Source organism: Methanobacterium sp. SMA-27 (assembly GCF_000744455.1).
Taxonomy (GTDB): domain Archaea; phylum Methanobacteriota; class Methanobacteria; order Methanobacteriales; family Methanobacteriaceae; genus Methanobacterium_B.
The window spans coordinates 2,094,089-2,112,042 of the sequence record NZ_JQLY01000001.1 but is presented as its reverse complement, the minus strand read 5'-3'; the positions used below and the strand labels follow the sequence as shown (position 1 = coordinate 2,112,042).

The following is a 17,954-nucleotide window of genomic DNA, read 5'->3' as shown; positions in this document are numbered from 1 at the left end:
TATTCCAATGAGGACAATTCTTAGATTTGCTGGGTTCATGTCTGTATTCTTTTTTGGATTTTTAGCAGTTAATTACTGTATTTTTTATGGAGTTGCATCTTTATTCAGTATTCAGCCGGGATTAATTTTTTACGCGTTATTTATTCTGGCAGTTATTTCCTATCCTTTATCCGCAATGATTGAAAGAGTGGTTTCCAATTCATTTACAAGGGTTTTTTATACTGCAGCTTCTGCATGGATGGGAATTTCCTTTTATCTCCTGACTTTCATTGCAATTTATTGGATAATATCACTATTCTTTAATATCCCTGGGGAAATTGCAGGAGTCACAATTATTTTATTAACTTTGATATTAAGTTCATATTCACTTGTTAATAGTTTATTTTTGGTAGTTAATCATATTGAAATACCTTTAAAACATTTAAAAAGCGATTTAAAAGTTGTACAACTTTCTGATATACATATTGGCTCAATACGGAACTCAAGCTACATGGAAAAGATTGTAAAGAAAACAAATGAACTACAACCAGAAATAGTTTTTATAACAGGAGATATGGTTGATGGGAGTGCAAGATTGCACACAAACACTTTTAGTGCAATAAATAAATTAAAAGCACCTGTTTTTTTTATAACTGGTAATCATGAAACTTACGAAGGACTGGACGAGGTTTTCAGGGTTTTGAGAAATACTGACATGAGAATTTTAAGGGATGAAATGTTTGAGTGTAATGGAATCCAAATAATTGGTGTTGAATATTCTTATGAACGGGACCATATGGAAAATGTGATTTCAAAACTTAAAATTGATTCTGAAACTCCTTCAATAATGTTGTACCATCTTCCTCGTGAGTTAAAAACGGTTGCAAATGCAGGTATAGGATTGCAACTTTCAGGTCATACTCATGCAGGGCAGATGTTTCCTTTCAACTATCTGGTAAGGTTGATGTTCAGATATATGCATGGCATTTACACATATAATGGAACTTATCTATATGTTTCACCAGGTACTGGGACTTGGGGCCCACCTATGAGACTTGGATCCAGATGTGAAATTACTGTTATCAATTTAAAGGGTGAAAATTAGATATTATATTTTAAATATAAGTTAGTAAATCATTTTTCATCAAATAATTTTCAAGAATGTTAATATTATTAAATAATTATTTTAAAAAAAATAAGTATTTTCAATTATTTTTTACGGACTCCAAAGAAGTTTATAGCTTCTAAAAGATCTTCAAATGCTATTAATTCTTTTTTAAGAACATCTTCATTACTGAGGGTTCCGCTCATTTCCCCATCAACAGTAAGTTTGTCTGGTCCTCGTGTAACAATTCTATCAACACCATCTCTACTCAAAATTTCCTGTGCCATCTTATCATGGACAAAAGCCCGTCCGGGAATTAGAACTGTATCCTTTAAATCATTGAGATCTATATCTTCCAGATCCTTTTGAGTTATAAGACAACCTATGTCCTGATCAACAGAAACAACATTCACAAGGTCATCTGCTTCTATTCTTTTAATTATTTTATCAATAAACGGTGCTGCAATACTACTTGTTAATATAGTTGCTTCAGAAGTGACATCGGTAAGTATATCCAAATATTTACTATTTTTTTCCTTTGAAATTGCAAAGGGGGTGTCGTTTTCAGGATCGCAAAGTGGTGTTCCTGTAACACGGAAGTTAAACTCTCTGTTTATTCTACGTACTAGTTCTTCAAATTCCTCAAGACTGTGAGGGTTTACTTCTTCTAATATTGGTTCATTTCCAAGTATTAACCCTTGATTTCGGAAATTGGCAAATCTCATAAGTATAAATGCTTTAGCTCCCCAATCTTCAAGTGTGCTGCAGGTTTCAAATAGTTCTTCCCCATCATTTACTCCTGGAACTATTACAGAGGCAGCATGAACTTCAATGTTTTCACAGAAAAGCTTTAAAGCCTTTAAAGATTCTCCTTTGGTTTTATCTCCTGTCCATTCTTCCCTTATTTTCTGATTGGTAGAAAAAGCAGTAAAAGTTACCTCGTCTACTCCAAGGGAAATAAGATTTTCTGCCATTTTTATTTCTTCAATACCCTTTCCACTAGTGTAACCAAGATGCATAGGAAGATTGAATTGATTTAATGCACTAGCTACTTCCATGAGATGAGGATAACAGCTAACATCTCCTCCTCCACTGATATTGACCTTTAAATTTTTATCTTTTATCTCTCCCATCATAAGGGAATTTTGTACGGAACCAACTACCATGAAAGGATGAATAAATTCGTTTTTTACTTCCCTAACTCCTGTTGTACAATTTTCGCATCCAACCCTTCCGGGGGTGCATTGTTTACATCCTAGAGGATCTTGTTCTTTAACTTTTCTGAAATAACAGTATTTACAAAATCCTCTGCAGTCCTTACCAGGTATTCCGCCTACATCTGCTATAATCTGCATGTTAACCTCTTTTTAACCCTATAAAATTAGTAATTTGTATAAAAAAATAACATAGAAACAATATTAAAAATTGTTGGGTATGGTACCTTATAAATCTTTCTAATTGAATCAAGAAGAAACTTTAATAACATATAAGGCCATAAATGCAGTTTCGTATATCAAAAGGTACCATGGGGAATATCCCCAATGTGAACAGATTCACAACTGGTCACTACAATGTGTTCAGATTCACATCTGCTCACGAAACTGAATTGGTGCATGAAATTGGTGTACAAGAATGCGTAGGAGGGAAAAAATGGCAAAGTTTGATGATAAGATCGACTTGTACGACGACAGAGGAAATCTTGTTGAAGAACAAGTCCCGCTAGAAGCCCTCAGTCCACTGAGGAACCCTGCGATTAAAGCAATCGTACAAGGTATAAAAAGGACTGTAGCTGTAAACCTAGAGGGTGCAGAAAACGCTGTGAAAACCGGTAAACTCGGTGGAGGGAAAATCTTAGGTAGAGAACTCGACATTGACATTGTTGGCAATGCAGACGCTATCGCAGCTAAGGCAGCTTCAATGATAAGGGTTGAAGAAGGCGATGATACAAACGTTGAATTATTAGTTGGTGGTAAGAGGGCACTTGTCCAGATTCCACAAGCAAGATTCGATGCAGCAGCTGAATACTCAGCAGCTCCACTGGTAACTGCTCAGGCATTTATCCAGGCTATAATCGACGTATGTGATGTTAGCATGTACGACGCAAACATAGTTAAAGTATCTATTTTAGGAAGATACCCACAATCAGTAGATTACATGGGTGGAAACCTAGCAACCATGCTTGATGTACCTCAGAAGCTTGAGGGACCCGGATATTCTTTAAGGAACATCATGGTAAACCACGTTGTAGCAACAACACTCAAAAATACCATGAACACAGCAGCTTTATCCAGTATACTGGAACAGGCAGCAATGTTTGAAATGGGTGATGCTGTAGGTAAATTTGAAAGAATGCACTTACTCGGGCTAGCATACCAGGGAATGAACGCTGACAACATAGTTTTCGACCTTGTTAAAGCTAACGGTAAAGAAGGTACAGTAGGTTCAGTCATAAACGACACAATCGACAGATCCAAAGCTGACGGAGTAATCGGTGTAGAAAAAGATCTAAACGGATTCAGTGTCTACGGAACTGATGACATGGCAAAATGGAACGCATACGCAGCAGCCGGTATGATGGCAGCTACTATGGTAAACCAAGGTGCTGCAAGAGCAGCTCAGGGTGTATCATCTACACTTCTATACTACAACGATATTATCGAGTTCGAAACTGGATTACCTAGTGTAGACTTCGGTAGAGTTGAAGGTACTGCTGTAGGATTCTCTTTCTTCAGCCACTCAATTTACGGTGGTGGAGGCCCAGGTATATTCAACGGTAACCACATCGTAACAAGACACAGTAAAGGTTTCGCTATACCATGCGTTGCCGCGGCTATGGCTTTAGATGCAGGAACACAATTGTTTTCCCCAGAAGCAACCTCCGCTTTAATAAAAGATGTATTCAGCCAAGTTGACGAATTCCGAAACCCACTGAAATATGTGAACGAGGCAGCAGTCGACATAAAAGGCAAACTCTAGATAAATCCACCCTTGGGGGTAATTATTCAAATGGACATCGAGATCTTTCCACACAGATTATTAAGCGCTGATACCACAGAGAGCCTTTTAAACGCTCTTGATGAAATCGATAGCGTAAAGAAAATAGTTCTACAGGGACAAAGACTTCCTTCAGACACTGAAAACCCAGATCACAGAATAATCAACATCAAAGGAGAAGAAGTTGATTTACAAGTAAAAACTGGCAGAATATTTATGGAAATCGAAGACGAAGAAACTATTGAAGCAGTAAGACAGAAATGCGAAGTCAATCTATCTTTTGGATTCAACATTCATGTTGGAACATTTATAAGGAAACAAAAGACAGTTTCAGACAAGATAAAGTATGGCGAAGCTCTGAATGACATACCTGATGAATTGGTAGGTTTGACGGATCAAAACGCACAACTCAGTGAAAGGGTAACAATACTAAAAAGGAAAGAAGAGTAATGATCGGAAAAACCACACACGTTGTTGACTGCAGAGAGACCATGGGAATGGGCGAAGGAGGAGGAATAGCCCAGAGAGGAACATTTGCAGAGTGTGGAAGTGAAGTTTTGGCAATTGCAATGTCTCCAGGAAGGAGGCACATAACCAAGCCAGTCTGTGAAATAACCTTTGCTTTGCGCGAAGCTAATATCCAGACAAGTACGCTTGTTTTAAATGCAGGTGCTGGTGTACCGCAGGATGCTCCATCAGCAGGCGGAGGAAGTCTTTTTGGGCTCACTCCAAAGGAGATAGAGCAAATTAAGAGATTTCGCTTGGTAGTAGTACACCTGGGTGGTGTGAGACATCACATCATATACAAAGCCAGACTGATTTTAAGACATGTTAACAGGCCTTGTGTCATAATATGTGAATATCCTGTTGACTTTGAAGATTTTGCAAAGATAGGTGTCAAAACTAGATCTGTTATGCCCAATGAACCAAATACAAAAGGTGAAATTGTGGATATAATTAGCGGCGTTATTAGAGGCGAAACGTGTCCCCAAGATAAATTGGATGAAATAATTAGAAAAGTTAAGTTAGCATTAGGAGGTGCATGAATATGGCACAATACTATCCCGGAACAACCAAGGTTGCACAAAACAGAAGGAATTTATGCAACCCTGATTACGACCTCGAGAAATTGAGGGAAATCTCAGACGAAGATGTTGTAAAGATATTAGGTCACAGAGCTCCTGGTGAGGAATACCCTAGCGTACACCCACCACTAGAAGAAATGGATGAACCAGAAGATGCAGTAAGAGAATTAGTCGAAGCAGTCGACGGTGCAAAAGCCGGTGACAGGGTTCGATATATACAGTTTACTGACTCAATGTACTTCGCACCAGCACAACCATTTGCAAGGTCAAGAGCATACCTATGCAGATACAGAGGAGCTGACGCAGGTACACTATCAGGAAGGCAAATAATAGAAGCAAGGGAAAGAGACCTCGAGAAGATCTCAAAAGAACTCCTGGAAACAGAATTCTTCGACCCTGCAAGAACAGGAATTAGAGGAAAAACTGTACACGGACACTCCTTAAGACTCGACGAAGATGGTCTGATGTTCGACATGCTCAGAAGGCAGGTCTTGAACAAAGCTACAGGAAACGTCGAATCGGTCAAAAACCAGATTGGTGACGAATTAGACGAACCAGTCGTATTAGGAGAACCTTTAGACGAAGCCGTACTCAAAGAAAAAACAACCATCTACAGGAAAGATGGTGAAGCCTACAGAGACGATGTAGACGCAGTGGAAGTACTCCACAGAATACACGTGACAAGATCCATGGGTGGATACGGTCCTGAATAAGAAGGAGGTGAAAATATGGCTGAAAAGATGTTTATAGACGCTTTAAAGAAAGCATTTAAAGAAGACCCAACCGAAGGAAAAACCACTTTCTACAACCATGGTGGATGGAAACAGTCTGAAAGGAAAAGAGAATTCGTTGCAGCTGGTAAAGAAGTAGCAGCTAAACGTGGAATCCCTCAGTACAACCCAGACGTAGGTACACCATTAGGACAGAGAGTCCTCATGCCTTACCAGGTTTCTGGAACAGATACCTATGTTGAAGGAGACGATTTACACTTCGTGAACAACGCTGCAATGCAGCAGTTCTGGGACGACATAAGAAGAACTGTTATTGTCGGAATGAACACAGCTCACATGGTTATTGAAAAAAGGTTAGGTAAAGAAGTTAGCCCAGAAACCATCACCAACTACCTGGAAACTGTAAACCACGCTATGCCTGGTGCAGCAGTTGTACAGGAACACATGGTTGAAACCAACCCATATCTGGTGGCTGACAGTTACGTGAAAACCTTCACTGGTAACGATGAAATAGCTGATGAAATCGACCCTGCATACGTTCTGAACATTAACAAAATGTTCCCAGAAGACCAAGCAGAAGTTCTAAAAGCGGAAGTTGGAGACGGTATCTGGCAGGTTGTCAGGATCCCAACCATAGTATCAAGAACCTGTGATGGTGGAACAACCTCACGATGGTCTGCAATGCAGATCGGTATGTCCATGATTTCTGCATACAAACAGGCAGCAGGAGAAGCCGCTACTGGTGACTTCGCTTACGCTGCAAAACACGCAGAAGTTGTGCACATGGGTACAGCACTACCACAGAGGAGAGCAAGAGGAGAAAACGAACCTGGTGGAATACCATTCGGTTTCCTAGCTGACATATGTCAGTCCTCAAGAGTTAACGCTGACGACCCTGTCAGAGTAACCCTCGATGTAGTTGCTTCCGGAGCAATGTTATACGATCAGATCTGGCTAGGCTCATACATGTCAGGTGGAGTTGGATTCACTCAGTACGCAACAGCTGCGTACACCGACAACATCTTAGACGACTTCACTTACTTCGGTAAAGAGTACGTCGAAGACAAATTCGGAATGACTGAAGCACCAAACACTATGGACACAGTACTGGACGTAGGATCTGAAGTTACATTCTACGCACTAGAACAGTTCGAAGAATACCCAGCACTCTTAGAAACCATCTTTGGTGGATCACAGAGGGCATCCATAGTTGCAGCTGCAGCGGGATGTGCAACAGGATTCGCTACAGGAAACGCACAGACTGGACTAAGCGCATGGTACCTATCAATGTACCTGCACAAAGAACAGCACTCACGTCTCGGTTTCTACGGATACGATCTCCAGGACCAGTGTGGTGCATCCAACGTGTTCTCAATTAGGAACGACGAAGGATTACCTGTGGAAATGAGAGGACCTAACTATCCGAACTACGCAATGAACGTGGGCCACCAGGGTGAATACGCAGGTATTGCCCAGTCAGCACACGCAGCACGTGGAGACGCATTTGTATTTAACCCACTGGTTAAAATTGCATTTGCAGACGACAACTTAATGTTTGATTTCACAAACGTACGTGCAGAGTTCGCAAAAGGTGCATTAAGAGAATTCGAACCAGCCGGAGAAAGAGCTTTAATCTCTCCAGCTAAATAAATAGGTGCGCAAACACCTATTTTTTTTATATTTTTTAAAAAGAAGGAGGAAGTAATATGGACCCTATGATAGCAGGATTAGGCGTCGTTGCATTAATGGGCGCTGCCGCAACCATTGCTGGGGCCGCAGAAGATTTAGAATCTGATGTCGGTTCAATGAGTAACCCTAACTCACAAGTTCAGCTGGCTCCGCAGATGGGACACCTTCACAGGATGTTTAACAAGGCCATATCTGGTGAACCCGTACAGATGGGTACACTTGCAGGTATAGCAGGTTCTGTGGCATTTGTCCTTATAAGTTCAGTTCATCTACCAGTTATAATGTCAATAGCTGCTGGTGGATTTATAGCAGCACTTTTCCATACCGCATTTGCAACAACATCTTACTTAGGAAGAATTGTAGGTCAATCTCAGTTTAATCAACCAGTGTTCATTGATGTTATTACCAGTCATTTAGGACCAATAGCAGCTCATGGATTTATTGTTACATTCTGTATAGTTGGATTATCATATCTTATGACCTTACCTATATCAGGATTTAATCACCCGTTCCCATTACCACTATTAGCAGTGCTATGGGGTATAACAATTGGTGCAATCGGTTCATCAACCGGAGATGTTCATTATGGTGCTGAAAGAGAGTACCAGACATACCCATTTGGTGGAGGTATCCCAGTCGCTATTCACGGTGACATCACAACCAAAGCAGAACTGGGTGCAAGAAACTCAATTGATGTTGTACATTTCTGTGCGAAGTTTGGAGGACCCATAACAGGTTTCTGTTTCGGAACTATAGTATTCTTTAGCTTCTGGACTACCATTGTATTCGGAGCAGCTGGAGGAGTTATTGCTAGTCTTGTAATAATTTTAGCACTTATAATCATCAACAACAGAATTGAGATTTTCGCAAGAAACACTTATGGACCATATAAAGAATGAGGATCATTAAGGAGGTTTTATGATGGATCCATTATTATTAATCGGTGCTATAACCGTTGGAGGAGTTCTCATTGGTGGAGGTGTACACTTTATACCAGTGGGTGGAGCCCCAGCAGCAATAGCAACAGCTACAGGAGTCGGAACAGGTACCGCTATGCTTGCAGCAGGTGGAGGTATGACCGGACTCATTACAGCAGCAGCACTGACAGGACAGCCATTATGGCTTATACTGGCTGGTGGAGCTGTGGGTTCAATGCTCATGCTTGGAATAACCATGCTTGTAGGTAACCTTGTATATGTTTGGGGTGTAGGTGTTGTGCCAGCATCAGCAAAAGTTGAAGTTGACCCAATAACTAAGTACGAACAGAGTAAATACGTAACCCAAGGAACAGAAGGACACGGAATTCCAACAGTATGTTTCGTCAGTGGAATCATTGGAGGAGCACTGGGTGGAATTGGTGGAGGACTTATTTACTGGGCTTTATACGAAGCATTAGCAGTACTACCTGGATACAAACTATCATTATTATTAGGTGGAGGAGTTTCCCTCTCAGCTGCAACAGTAGCAGCAATATTTGCAGTTGGAGTTTTCTTCATTAATGCAGTTATTGCATCCTATAACATAGGTGGTACAATCGAAGGATTTCACGACCCTAAATTCAAGAGACTACCAAAAGGAGCCCTAGCATGTCTAGTTGCATCTTTGGTAACAGGTTTAATTGCAGTTTTACTACTTAAAGGAGGTGTATTCTAATGTCAGCAGCAGGAGGAGGCGAAGCATCAGTAGCCATACCACCATCCAAGACAATAGCACTTGGAGTAGTTGGAGGACTTATAGGAATATACGCCACACCCTTTAATCCGATACTTGGGCCATTACTTGCTTCATTAGGAGCAGTTTGTGCCATAGTATGGGGAGCAGATGCCATTAGGAGAGTTGCAAGCTACGGTTTAGGTACTGGAGTACCATCAATCGGATACATGTCACTTTCTATTGGTATAATTGGTGTTTTAGCAGGACTTGCAGGCGGTATAATGCTTGGTTCCGCATACACAATACTAGGACCATTGGTGGCATTTGCCATTGCAATGATACTTGGTGGAGTTGTTGCGCTGATCGGTAAAAAAATAGTTGGAATGAAAATTCCTATACTTGTGCAGTGCACAGTTGAACTTTCAGGAGCAGCAGCACTATCTGTTCTCGGATTCTCTGCAGCAATAGCTGGAAGTTATGCAATGCCTGCAATACTAGCTACTGTCATATCAACAGGATTCATAGGACTCTTGTTTATATTAAACACAATGGCAATTCAGCACCCATTCAACGCATGTTTAGGTCCAAACGAAGACCAAAGAAGAACCCTAAAACTCGCAGCAACCACAGCATTCATGTCTATGGCGATAATAGGACTACTTGGAATAGGCTTTTCAAAAGCATGGTGGGTAATATCCATAATTGGTGCAATAGGATGGTTTATATCAATGAGAGCCTTTTTACAGGCATCACTCGATAGTGCAGCATCAGTTAAATGGTCTGGAATGTGGCCTAAAGAGGAAGAACAATAGGAGGAAAGCAAAATGGTAGAAATGTTACCCTTAGTAAAAATAGCTCCTGAACTCAACCTAACCCTAGACCCTTCATCAGGTATTATTGGGGCATCATTAGGTAGAGAAGTCTTAATCTTATCAATGGACACAATAAACGAGCAAATAACAGAATTAGAGGCTGCAGCAAACGATATAGAGACGGCCTTAGATCCAACCACTGTATCTGAAGGCGCCTATCCTGGAAGGGAAGGAGTTTACATTACAGCAGGTAAACTAACCAACATGGTTTACGGATTTATATTAGGGCTAGTACTGCTGGTTGCCCTATTATTATAGGAGGTGTTAAATTGGCAGATAAAAAATCACCCGCAGAAGGATGGCCTGTAATAAATGGTGACTACGTGACTGGCGATCCAGAAAGTCCTGTAGCAGTTGCAACACTTGCTTCCCACATCGAACAAATACCAGTGGATGCAGGAGCTGCAATCGCAGGACCGTGCAAAACCGAAAATCTCGGAATTGAAAAGATGATCTCAAACCTAATATCCAATCCGAACTTAAGGTTCCTTATATTGTGCGGATCAGAGGTACAGGGACACATCACAGGTCAAAGTATTATGGCGCTCCATGAAAATGGTGTTGATCCTGAAAAAAGAAGCATCGTAGGTGCTGATGGTGCAATACCTTACATCGAAAACATTCCAGACGAAGGATTGGATAGATTCAGATCCCAGTTTGAAATGGTAGATTTGATCGATGTTGAGGACGCTGCAGCAATTCAGGCAAAGGTAAAAGAGTGCATAGAGAAAGATCCCGGAGCAATTGAAGAAGAAGCAATGGTAATAGTAATTGAAGAGGAAGGAGAGGAAGAAGAAGGCGAAGAAATACGCCCAGTAGCTCCTGAAACCGCACTAATCGAAGCTAGAATGCGTAACATTCAGACGCAGATTAAAGCTGTTGGTGGAATCCAGAGACAATTCGCAGGAATGTACGCTGGAAAGGTTCAGGGACTAGTTGTAGGTTTAGCTTTCATCCTAACTCTTGGAACCATACTATTGCTAAAATAGGGGGTTTTACATGATAATATTATCAAACAAACCTAACGTTAGAGGCATAAAAAATACTGTAAAAGATATAAAATATCGTACCCAGCTAATTGGTAGGGATCAGAGGTTATTTGCAGGACTCATATCAACCAGAATATATGGTATGGGTTTGGGATTCATATTTGCACTTCTCCTCGTAGGCCTTCCAGTAATTTATAAAATGATGGTGGGGGCATAAGTATGGCAGAAGAAGAAAAAAATACCATACCTCGTATCATTGTCTCTGCAGATGAGTACAACAAAGCAAATGAGAGATTAGATGACATTGAAGACAAAGTAGAATTTAACTACGGTGAGATCTCTCAGAAAATGGGCCAACAAATAGGAAGAGATATTGGTATTTTATACGGAATAGTGATAGGACTGATCATTCTATTTGTAGCTTTCAAAGTTGTGAAAATAGGAGCTATCTTATCAACATTTGGTGGAGTCTAAATAATTTTTAGGAGGATTATTTATGTTTAGATTTGACAAAGAACAGATTGTATTAGATGTTGCTGGCCTTAAAGTCGGTGGACAACCTGGTGAATATCCAACTGTTTTAGCAGGAACCATCTTTTATGGTGGACACAAAATAATTGAAGATGAGAAGGCAGGAGTCTTCGACAAAGAAAAAGCTGAAGGTTTAATAAAAATGCAAGAAGAAATGTCCGATGTCACTGGTAACCCACACATCGTGCACACCTTCGGTGCAACACCAGAAGCATTAGTTAAATACCTAGAATTTGTAGGCGAAGCTACAGACGCACCTTTCTTCATAGATTCAACATCTGGAGAAGCAAGAGTTGCAGGAGCACAATTCGCATCAGAAACTGGATTAGCAGACAGGGCAATATACAATTCCCTAAACATGGCTGCAGATGCAGACGAGATTCAAGCATTGAAAGAATCAGATCTATCAGCATCCATCATACTGGGATTCAACCCTATGGAACCTGGTGTTGAAGGTAAACTCAACATGTGGGAAACTGGTGGAAGCGTACTTGACAAAGGTCTCCTAGAAACAGCAGATGACTGTGGAATAGACAAACCTTTCATGGACGTAGCTATCACCCCTCTCGGTCAGGGTGCAGGTGCTGCTCTAAGAACTTCATTTGCTGTTAAAAGTAAATGGGGATACCCTGTAGGTAGTGGTATCCACAACGTTCCATCAGCATGGGACTGGTTAAGAGGCTACAAAAAAGAGAACAGGGAAGTATGGCCAGTTTGTGACGTAGGATCCAACCTTCTGCAGATTGCAGTTGGAGGAGATTTCGTACTTATTGGACCTATTGAAAACGCAAAAATGGCATTTTCAGCATGCTCCATGGCAGATATATTCATGGCAGAAGCTGCAAAAGACATTGGAACAGAACCAATAGAAGAACACCCATTCTTCAAATTGTTATAAAACAAAGGAAATGGCGATTTATCGTCAAATACCTTATTTTTTTATTTTTTTTAAATGTCATATTTTACTCTGCATTTTATTTTTGAATTATTCTAAATCAATTTTCATAGCAATATTAAGTTTTAAAAGAATTTTTATAACATTGTTAATCATCTTAATTCATTAAAAATTCCAATACATTTCACAATAAATTTATATCAAATTAACTGAACTTAAAATAGGAAAGTTAATGATAAAAAACTGTTAATTATTTTTAGGGAGGTAATTCTCATGTCACGGTTTGGTAATTTACTTAGCAGAAGTCCAAAGCCTATATTTGCAAAAAGTCACTATATTTACACCGAAGATATAAAATCAACACCTTTTATGAAGAAAACTGTAGGTTCTGGCCTTTCAATGAAGCCAGATATATATTATGTAGTTGCATCTGTAGAACTTGGAAACACAACAACAAAATGTATTTTAACAGCCACTAACCTCACCACATGCCGAACGTATCTTCTGGATAAGACAGTACGTATGACAAGGGACATAAGACCTCCAAAAAAAGGTGAAAAAGTTTTTGGAGAAACAGTTTGGGAAGTCGAACTAACAAAGGAATCTGTATCTGAAATGGTAAGGGACACCATACTAGAATCCCTTAAAAAGGCTCATGTAGATATAGAGAATGATTTAGATTTTGTTGTTAGATCCACTGGAGTTACAGCAGGGTTTGCAGCTCCTGATGAGGTTGGTGACCTTATAATAGCACTTGCAAAGGGATGTTTAGAAGCAGGAATTCCTCCAAGAAAAATGTCTCCAGCAATGAGTAAAGAGAACTTTCCACAACGACTCCAAGAATTTACACTTTTGGACCAAGTCATGTTTGATGGAGCTGTTGTTAGTGTACTTCCACCAACAGGTAGGGTTGTTGTTGCCAATGAAATGGAAGGTGAATTGGTAACTGCAGGTATAAAAGTGGCATCTATGTGGACTAAAGTTGACTACAGAAATCCCTGTGTATCCATGGATTTTGGAACAACTCTTGCAGGTCGTATAACCAACAATGAAAAACCATATGCCAGGACAATAGGTAATTTTTGTGGACTTGCGGGGGCCATATCAGATTCAATAATACGTGGTACCGAAAAAGTTGATAAAAGAGGGGGAGCAGCACTGGATCTATATAAAAAAGGAATAATTAAAGGAGCAGACTGGAAAGAAGCCAAAAAATTTGCAGAACAAGCTCACGAATTTGTTGACATAGGCAAAGTGCCTGAAGGGCGTGAAAGATTTGGAACAGTTCCAGTAGATCCTAAAGCTGCTTATGATGCAGGTACAACTCTAATTGGATGTGATGTTGGTGAAAATGGGGATCAAATACCTGAACTAGTAAAACTAGGACATGAAATATTTGAGAGCTCAGGAATACATACTCTATTTGCAACACTGGACCATATAAGTGCCCTTGTAGTTAAAAGATTAATAGAGGAAGCATTTAATGAAGGTGTAATTGAAGAGGGTTCTTTGCTAGGAGTGACAGGTAGAGCAGGAATAACAGGTAAAAAACCAGAATTAATATTGGAATATTCTCAAAAGTACTTCAATGACACTCTTTTTGTTTCAGATGCATTAGCAATGGGTGCTGCTATGATGGCAAGATGTATGAATTCATTAGGTACTCCAAAGAATCCAGTAGGTGGATGTCAAGGCGGTAAGTGCATACTTGGACCCAGGAGAAAGCTACAACATAAGGAATGATATATTACAAATACGGAACAATGGGATCAGTAATGGTAACAGCAATTATTATGGCCGGTGGAATGGGCACAAGAATGAGAGGTAAAAAAGAAAAACCTCTCATTGAAGTTGGCGGAATACCAATGATCCAACATGTTATTAATGCACTGTTGGCTTCGAAAGGAATTTCAGATGTAATTATATTAACAAGTCCAAACACTCCTAAAACTTCTAAATTTGCCCGCATAGGAGGATATTCTGCCTTTCAAACACCTGGAAATGGATATATTGAAGATTTACAGTATTATATTTCAGAATGTTTCCAACACGATTCAAACAAGATTATATTAACTATTACTGCTGATTTACCATTAATAACAAGCGAAATTATAAATCAAGTTCTTTTAGAATATGAAAAGTCCAGGAAACCAGCAATGTGCATTGCTGTTCCAATAGAATTATTCAAGAAAAATGGTTTGAAGCCCAGTATTGTGCTTGGAGATGTGGTTCCGTCGGGATTAAATATATTAAGAAGTAACAACAAGCAACAAGATGAGGAAGTTCTCAAGTTAGGGAAAATTGAACTGGCCGTAAATATTAATAGCTGTGAGGACATAGTAGTTTTAGAGGATGTTTTGAGTAACATTGGGTTAAAAATTTAGGTGATTGTAATGGTTGTTGAAGAGAGAAAACTTATAAAAGGGGAAGAAAAAGTCTGGAGCGAGATCAAGGGATACCAAGTAGCAACAAATAATGCTAGAATTCTAGGAGAACTTGAAGAATTGGTAATCAACGGTAAAACTGGAAAGATAACTGATGTTGTTATTAAAGTTGAAAAAGGCAGAAATGTACATATCAAAGGTGCCAAGAAGAAAGGAGAGAATTTATTAGTTCCGTTCGGTAAAGTAGAGAAAGTGGGCGAATTCATAATAATCTCAGAATAACCCACATAATATTTTATTAACAAATTATTTCAGAAGATATAAAAAAAAACATTTTTTTTAGACCAGTTCCTCTAATAGAATCAATATATTTTTTCTTTTTAAATTGTATGTTTCAATGTTTTAAAACATCTAAACTATACTAAACCAATACCAGAAGACTAATTCTGGTGATAATTTTATCTTTATAATTTGGATAAGATTATTGGATTGGTTGGTTTGGTTAATAAGGATTGAACGCAAATGCAGTTGTTATTTCACATTTTCAATATTATACTTAAGGAATCCAGTTGTTGCCAGATTAATTGGTAATTTCTCAAGTTTAACAATGATACTTGAATTAAATATTCCATTATTAAATATTAAAAAGAATAGAATATGGAGATTGCTAATTAATCTCCAAAAAAAAAAGATTTTTTTTACATTCCCTGAATACTTAGATCTATCATATTCTTAGTTTCAGCAGCTAACTCTGGTGGTAATCCTGCAATATCCATACTCAGGAATCCCTTCACAATCATTGAAGCAGCTTCATCCTCTGTGAGTCCTCTAGACATGAGATAAAGAACCTCTTCTTCTGCAATTTTACCAACAGCTGCCTCATGAGAGAGTTCAAGATCAGTTGAACTTCCCTCAAGTTCTGGAACAGAGTAAATGAGTGAATCATCTGAAAGTACCAAACCCATACATTCCAAATGCCCTCGAACATCTGGAGATTTTCCTGCAAGATGACCCCTTGTGTATATCTGGGATTCATCCTTGGAAACTGCACGTGTTATCATTTCAGCGCTAGAATTTCTACCAGTTAATATTGCCCTTGAACCGGCATCAAGAATAGAATCCTTTTGACCACCCAATATTGACTGGAAAACTACTTTGGAGTTTTCTCCCTGACAATATGCTGTAGGATATGTCTGTATTGTATTCACAGGGCTGGTGAGTATATAATTACTGATGTAAGTTGTATCATCACCTAGAATAACTCCTGTCCTAGGTCTAACTTCAACCTGCTCTGCCCAGTTATGTACCATTGTAAAGGTTATTTTAGCCCCTTTTTTCAAATAGAATTCAGAAACACCAACATGCATAGCAGACTGCACATCACTACCAGTTGAACATCCCGTAATGATATGAAGTTCTGAATTTTCTTCGGCAATTATTATGTTATGAGCTGTTTGAGCAACTTTTTCATCACCAATAAACATACATGCCTGTACAGGTAACACTTCCTTGGTACCTGGAAGTGATCTTATAAAGTAACCTCCTGGCTCTCCTAAAGCAGTTCGTGCAGTGTATTTATCTGTATCTACAGGTACGGCGTTCCATAAATAATCTTTAACCCAATCATATTTTTCTAATGCCTGTGGTAAACCCATAAGTTCTATTGCTTCGGATTGACAATTGCTGCATACTTTAGACTGGTCAATTTGTAAAAATGAACCTGCCCTACCTGCACCAGAAGGATCAACCCCAACCTTTAGAAGAGATTTTTGATCTTTATTCGAAAGATCACTTAAAGATTCAACCTCTTCGTGTTCTCCTGCTTCTTCCCCTTCGAATTCTTCTATTTCAACATCAGATCCAAGGGCAGCTTTCTTCTTTTTGGCCTTTTCAGCACGTTCTAGTGTATTCCGCAACATTCCACACACCCTTTAAATCCTTCCTTCCTAATATCTCGTTTGGATCTCCAGAACAAGCTATTTTTCCATCCATCAGCACATGGGCTGTGTTTGCACTAACAAAGTTTAGTATGTAACCCAAATGGGTTATTAGTAAACCCGATTTTTCACGCAATCCTGGTTTTTTGTCTTTGTCCAATAATACATTTATTTCCTCTGCAAGGAGTTCCACGTTTTCAATATCAACTCCAGAATCAGGTTCATCGAACATTATGAAATCTGGTTGTTGTGCTAGAAGTTGCAGAATCTCAGATCTTTTAACTTCTCCACCTGAAAATCCAAGATTAACATCCCTTTCAAGGAATTGGTCTGAGAATTTAAGTTTTTCAGCTAGTGCAATTGTTTCAGGGTCAAGCTCATCTTGATTAGGTTTGACACTTTTTTTACTCTTTTCGATCTGCAACAAATCTTTAAGTTTAACTCCTCTTATTGCAGGGGGATTCTGGAAACTTACACCTAAACCTCGTTCAACCCGTTCAGTAGTAGTCATATTTGTTATATCTTCATCTTTGAAGATTATTTCGCCTCTAGTCACTTTGTACTTTGGAAATCCTAGCATGGACATAAAAAGAGTACTTTTTCCACTTCCATTTGGACCTAACAGCACATGTGTTTCGCCTTTATCGATGTATAAATCTATATCCTTTAGTATTTCTTTTCCATTAACTTCTACAGCCAGATCTGTTATTTCAAGCAGCAGTCTAACCACCAACTTTTTTATTTTAAATAATTTTTTATCTCAAACTCTTTTTCTGTATTTTGTTTTATTTAACAATGACTAATAAACCATTAAATTAACATTGTTAACTATTAAGAATATTAAATTCAATTAAATACTATTCTTAAAAATTGTTTTATATTTAAATTTATACAAAAAAAATTAGAAATACGCCTGTAATTATTCCTTTAAATTTAATTAATATTAATATTAAATGTTAAAAATAGATCTAAGAGTAAATAATTAGTTTTAAAGCTTTTTTAGGCTTTAATAATATAAATAATTGGTATTAAATTGTCAAAGTAATACTAAACAGGATATTCATATTCTTATATATATGCCTTTCGGAATTGTTCTTGGAGTAACCTTTA

At 38.7% G+C, this 17,954-nt stretch carries 20 protein-coding genes and 1 pseudogene; 18 read left to right on the top strand and 3 right to left on the bottom strand.

Annotated features, from left to right (window positions below):
- Nucleotides 1-7 precede the first annotated feature (7 nt).
- A complete protein-coding gene (locus tag DL91_RS10630) occupies nt 8-1,084 on the top strand; it encodes a metallophosphoesterase (RefSeq protein ID WP_048191639.1) in 1,077 nt (358 codons plus the stop codon).
- A 104-nt stretch (nt 1,085-1,188) separates the two neighbouring features.
- On the opposite strand, the gene mmp10 is transcribed toward DL91_RS10630, so the two are convergent.
- Nucleotides 1,189-2,439 carry a methyl coenzyme M reductase-arginine methyltransferase Mmp10 gene (gene mmp10 / locus DL91_RS10625; RefSeq protein ID WP_048191637.1) on the bottom strand — a complete coding sequence of 417 codons (1,251 nt, stop codon included), beginning with the start codon at nt 2,437-2,439 and terminating at the stop codon, nt 1,189-1,191.
- 143 nt (nt 2,440-2,582) lie between these two features.
- Between mmp10 and DL91_RS13965 the strand changes: the two genes are divergently transcribed.
- The 17 genes from DL91_RS13965 (at nt 2,583) to DL91_RS10545 (ending at nt 15,189) form a co-directional block, all read left to right on the top strand.
- Entirely contained in the window at nt 2,583-2,807 is a 225-nt protein-coding gene (locus tag DL91_RS13965) for a hypothetical protein (RefSeq protein WP_197050645.1), read from the top strand.
- Nucleotides 2,735-4,060 (top strand): coenzyme-B sulfoethylthiotransferase subunit beta, encoded by a 1,326-nt coding sequence (gene mcrB, locus DL91_RS10620; protein ID WP_048191635.1) that lies wholly within the window; start codon nt 2,735-2,737, stop codon nt 4,058-4,060. Before DL91_RS13965 ends, mcrB begins: the two co-directional genes overlap by 73 nt.
- Before the next feature lie 30 nt (nt 4,061-4,090).
- Nucleotides 4,091-4,528, top strand: coding sequence for a methyl-coenzyme M reductase operon protein D (gene mcrD, locus DL91_RS10615; RefSeq protein ID WP_048191633.1), 438 nt, complete (start codon nt 4,091-4,093; stop codon nt 4,526-4,528).
- Complete coding sequence (gene mcrC / locus DL91_RS10610) at nt 4,528-5,124, top strand: methyl-coenzyme M reductase I operon protein C (protein ID WP_048191631.1); 597 nt, start codon at nt 4,528-4,530, stop codon at nt 5,122-5,124. The genes mcrD and mcrC overlap by 1 nt, the downstream gene beginning before the upstream one ends.
- A 2-nt stretch (nt 5,125-5,126) precedes the next feature.
- On the top strand, nt 5,127-5,876 hold the full coding sequence (mcrG, locus tag DL91_RS10605; protein ID WP_048192728.1) for a coenzyme-B sulfoethylthiotransferase subunit gamma: 750 nt from the start codon (nt 5,127-5,129) through the stop codon (nt 5,874-5,876).
- Nucleotides 5,877-5,891: 15 nt separating this feature from the next.
- Nucleotides 5,892-7,544, top strand: coding sequence for a coenzyme-B sulfoethylthiotransferase subunit alpha (gene mcrA / locus DL91_RS10600; protein WP_048191628.1), 1,653 nt, complete (start codon nt 5,892-5,894; stop codon nt 7,542-7,544).
- A gap of 56 nt (nt 7,545-7,600) precedes the next feature.
- Nucleotides 7,601-8,482, top strand: coding sequence for a tetrahydromethanopterin S-methyltransferase subunit E (gene mtrE / locus DL91_RS10595; RefSeq protein ID WP_048191625.1), 882 nt, complete (start codon nt 7,601-7,603; stop codon nt 8,480-8,482).
- 22 nt (nt 8,483-8,504) lie between these two features.
- Nucleotides 8,505-9,236 carry a tetrahydromethanopterin S-methyltransferase subunit D gene (gene mtrD / locus DL91_RS10590; RefSeq protein WP_048192726.1) on the top strand — a complete coding sequence of 244 codons (732 nt, stop codon included), beginning with the start codon at nt 8,505-8,507 and terminating at the stop codon, nt 9,234-9,236.
- Entirely contained in the window at nt 9,236-10,048 is an 813-nt protein-coding gene (gene mtrC / locus DL91_RS10585; RefSeq protein ID WP_048191624.1) for a tetrahydromethanopterin S-methyltransferase subunit MtrC, read from the top strand. The genes mtrD and mtrC overlap by 1 nt, the downstream gene beginning before the upstream one ends.
- Before the next feature lie 12 nt (nt 10,049-10,060).
- Nucleotides 10,061-10,366: a tetrahydromethanopterin S-methyltransferase subunit MtrB gene (mtrB, locus tag DL91_RS10580; RefSeq protein WP_048191622.1), complete on the top strand. Its 306-nt coding sequence runs from the start codon at nt 10,061-10,063 to the stop codon at nt 10,364-10,366.
- 11 nt (nt 10,367-10,377) lie between these two features.
- Nucleotides 10,378-11,097 carry a tetrahydromethanopterin S-methyltransferase subunit A gene (mtrA, locus tag DL91_RS10575; RefSeq protein ID WP_048191621.1) on the top strand — a complete coding sequence of 240 codons (720 nt, stop codon included), beginning with the start codon at nt 10,378-10,380 and terminating at the stop codon, nt 11,095-11,097.
- Between the two features lie 10 nt (nt 11,098-11,107).
- Entirely contained in the window at nt 11,108-11,314 is a 207-nt protein-coding gene (gene mtrF / locus DL91_RS10570; RefSeq protein ID WP_048191619.1) for a tetrahydromethanopterin S-methyltransferase subunit F, read from the top strand.
- A 2-nt stretch (nt 11,315-11,316) separates the two neighbouring features.
- A complete protein-coding gene (gene mtrG / locus DL91_RS10565) occupies nt 11,317-11,571 on the top strand; it encodes a tetrahydromethanopterin S-methyltransferase subunit MtrG (protein ID WP_048191618.1) in 255 nt (84 codons plus the stop codon).
- Between the two features lie 22 nt (nt 11,572-11,593).
- The gene (mtrH, locus tag DL91_RS10560) at nt 11,594-12,526 is read left to right on the top strand and encodes a tetrahydromethanopterin S-methyltransferase subunit H (protein ID WP_048191616.1); all 933 of its coding nucleotides are present in this window, start codon (nt 11,594-11,596) and stop codon (nt 12,524-12,526) included.
- 270 nt (nt 12,527-12,796) lie between these two features.
- Nucleotides 12,797-14,266, top strand: coding sequence for a methanogenesis marker 14 protein (locus DL91_RS10555; RefSeq protein WP_048191614.1), 1,470 nt, complete (start codon nt 12,797-12,799; stop codon nt 14,264-14,266).
- A gap of 32 nt (nt 14,267-14,298) precedes the next feature.
- Complete coding sequence (locus DL91_RS10550; protein ID WP_048192725.1) at nt 14,299-14,907, top strand: NTP transferase domain-containing protein; 609 nt, start codon at nt 14,299-14,301, stop codon at nt 14,905-14,907.
- 9 nt (nt 14,908-14,916) lie between these two features.
- On the top strand, nt 14,917-15,189 hold the full coding sequence (locus tag DL91_RS10545; protein WP_048191612.1) for a PRC-barrel domain-containing protein: 273 nt from the start codon (nt 14,917-14,919) through the stop codon (nt 15,187-15,189).
- A gap of 416 nt (nt 15,190-15,605) precedes the next feature.
- On the opposite strand, the gene DL91_RS10540 is transcribed toward DL91_RS10545, so the two are convergent.
- Together DL91_RS10540 and sufC are read right to left on the bottom strand one after the other, a co-directional pair.
- Nucleotides 15,606-16,826 carry a SufD family Fe-S cluster assembly protein gene (locus DL91_RS10540; protein ID WP_048191610.1) on the bottom strand — a complete coding sequence of 407 codons (1,221 nt, stop codon included), beginning with the start codon at nt 16,824-16,826 and terminating at the stop codon, nt 15,606-15,608.
- Nucleotides 16,808-17,565: pseudogene (gene sufC, locus DL91_RS10535) on the bottom strand (Fe-S cluster assembly ATPase SufC). Before sufC ends, DL91_RS10540 begins: the two are co-directional and overlap by 19 nt.
- Between the last annotated feature and the right edge of the window lie 389 nt (nt 17,566-17,954).

Bases quoted from the DNA above. Each gene is read 5' to 3' on its own strand.
- DL91_RS10630 (WP_048191639.1), top strand. From the start codon at position 8: ATGAGGACAATTCTTAGATTTGCTGGGTTCATGTCTGTATTCTTTTTT.
- mmp10 (WP_048191637.1), bottom strand. From the start codon at position 2,439: ATGCAGATTATAGCAGATGTAGGCGGAATACCTGGTAAGGACTGCAGA.
- DL91_RS13965 (WP_197050645.1), top strand. From the start codon at position 2,583: ATGCAGTTTCGTATATCAAAAGGTACCATGGGGAATATCCCCAATGTG.
- mcrB (WP_048191635.1), top strand. From the start codon at position 2,735: ATGGCAAAGTTTGATGATAAGATCGACTTGTACGACGACAGAGGAAAT.
- mcrD (WP_048191633.1), top strand. From the start codon at position 4,091: ATGGACATCGAGATCTTTCCACACAGATTATTAAGCGCTGATACCACA.
- mcrC (WP_048191631.1), top strand. From the start codon at position 4,528: ATGATCGGAAAAACCACACACGTTGTTGACTGCAGAGAGACCATGGGA.
- mcrG (WP_048192728.1), top strand. From the start codon at position 5,127: ATGGCACAATACTATCCCGGAACAACCAAGGTTGCACAAAACAGAAGG.
- mcrA (WP_048191628.1), top strand. From the start codon at position 5,892: ATGGCTGAAAAGATGTTTATAGACGCTTTAAAGAAAGCATTTAAAGAA.
- mtrE (WP_048191625.1), top strand. From the start codon at position 7,601: ATGGACCCTATGATAGCAGGATTAGGCGTCGTTGCATTAATGGGCGCT.
- mtrD (WP_048192726.1), top strand. From the start codon at position 8,505: ATGGATCCATTATTATTAATCGGTGCTATAACCGTTGGAGGAGTTCTC.
- mtrC (WP_048191624.1), top strand. From the start codon at position 9,236: ATGTCAGCAGCAGGAGGAGGCGAAGCATCAGTAGCCATACCACCATCC.
- mtrB (WP_048191622.1), top strand. From the start codon at position 10,061: ATGGTAGAAATGTTACCCTTAGTAAAAATAGCTCCTGAACTCAACCTA.
- mtrF (WP_048191619.1), top strand. From the start codon at position 11,108: ATGATAATATTATCAAACAAACCTAACGTTAGAGGCATAAAAAATACT.
- mtrG (WP_048191618.1), top strand. From the start codon at position 11,317: ATGGCAGAAGAAGAAAAAAATACCATACCTCGTATCATTGTCTCTGCA.
- mtrH (WP_048191616.1), top strand. From the start codon at position 11,594: ATGTTTAGATTTGACAAAGAACAGATTGTATTAGATGTTGCTGGCCTT.
- DL91_RS10555 (WP_048191614.1), top strand. From the start codon at position 12,797: ATGTCACGGTTTGGTAATTTACTTAGCAGAAGTCCAAAGCCTATATTT.
- DL91_RS10550 (WP_048192725.1), top strand. From the start codon at position 14,299: ATGGTAACAGCAATTATTATGGCCGGTGGAATGGGCACAAGAATGAGA.
- DL91_RS10545 (WP_048191612.1), top strand. From the start codon at position 14,917: ATGGTTGTTGAAGAGAGAAAACTTATAAAAGGGGAAGAAAAAGTCTGG.
- DL91_RS10540 (WP_048191610.1), bottom strand. From the start codon at position 16,826: ATGTTGCGGAATACACTAGAACGTGCTGAAAAGGCCAAAAAGAAGAAA.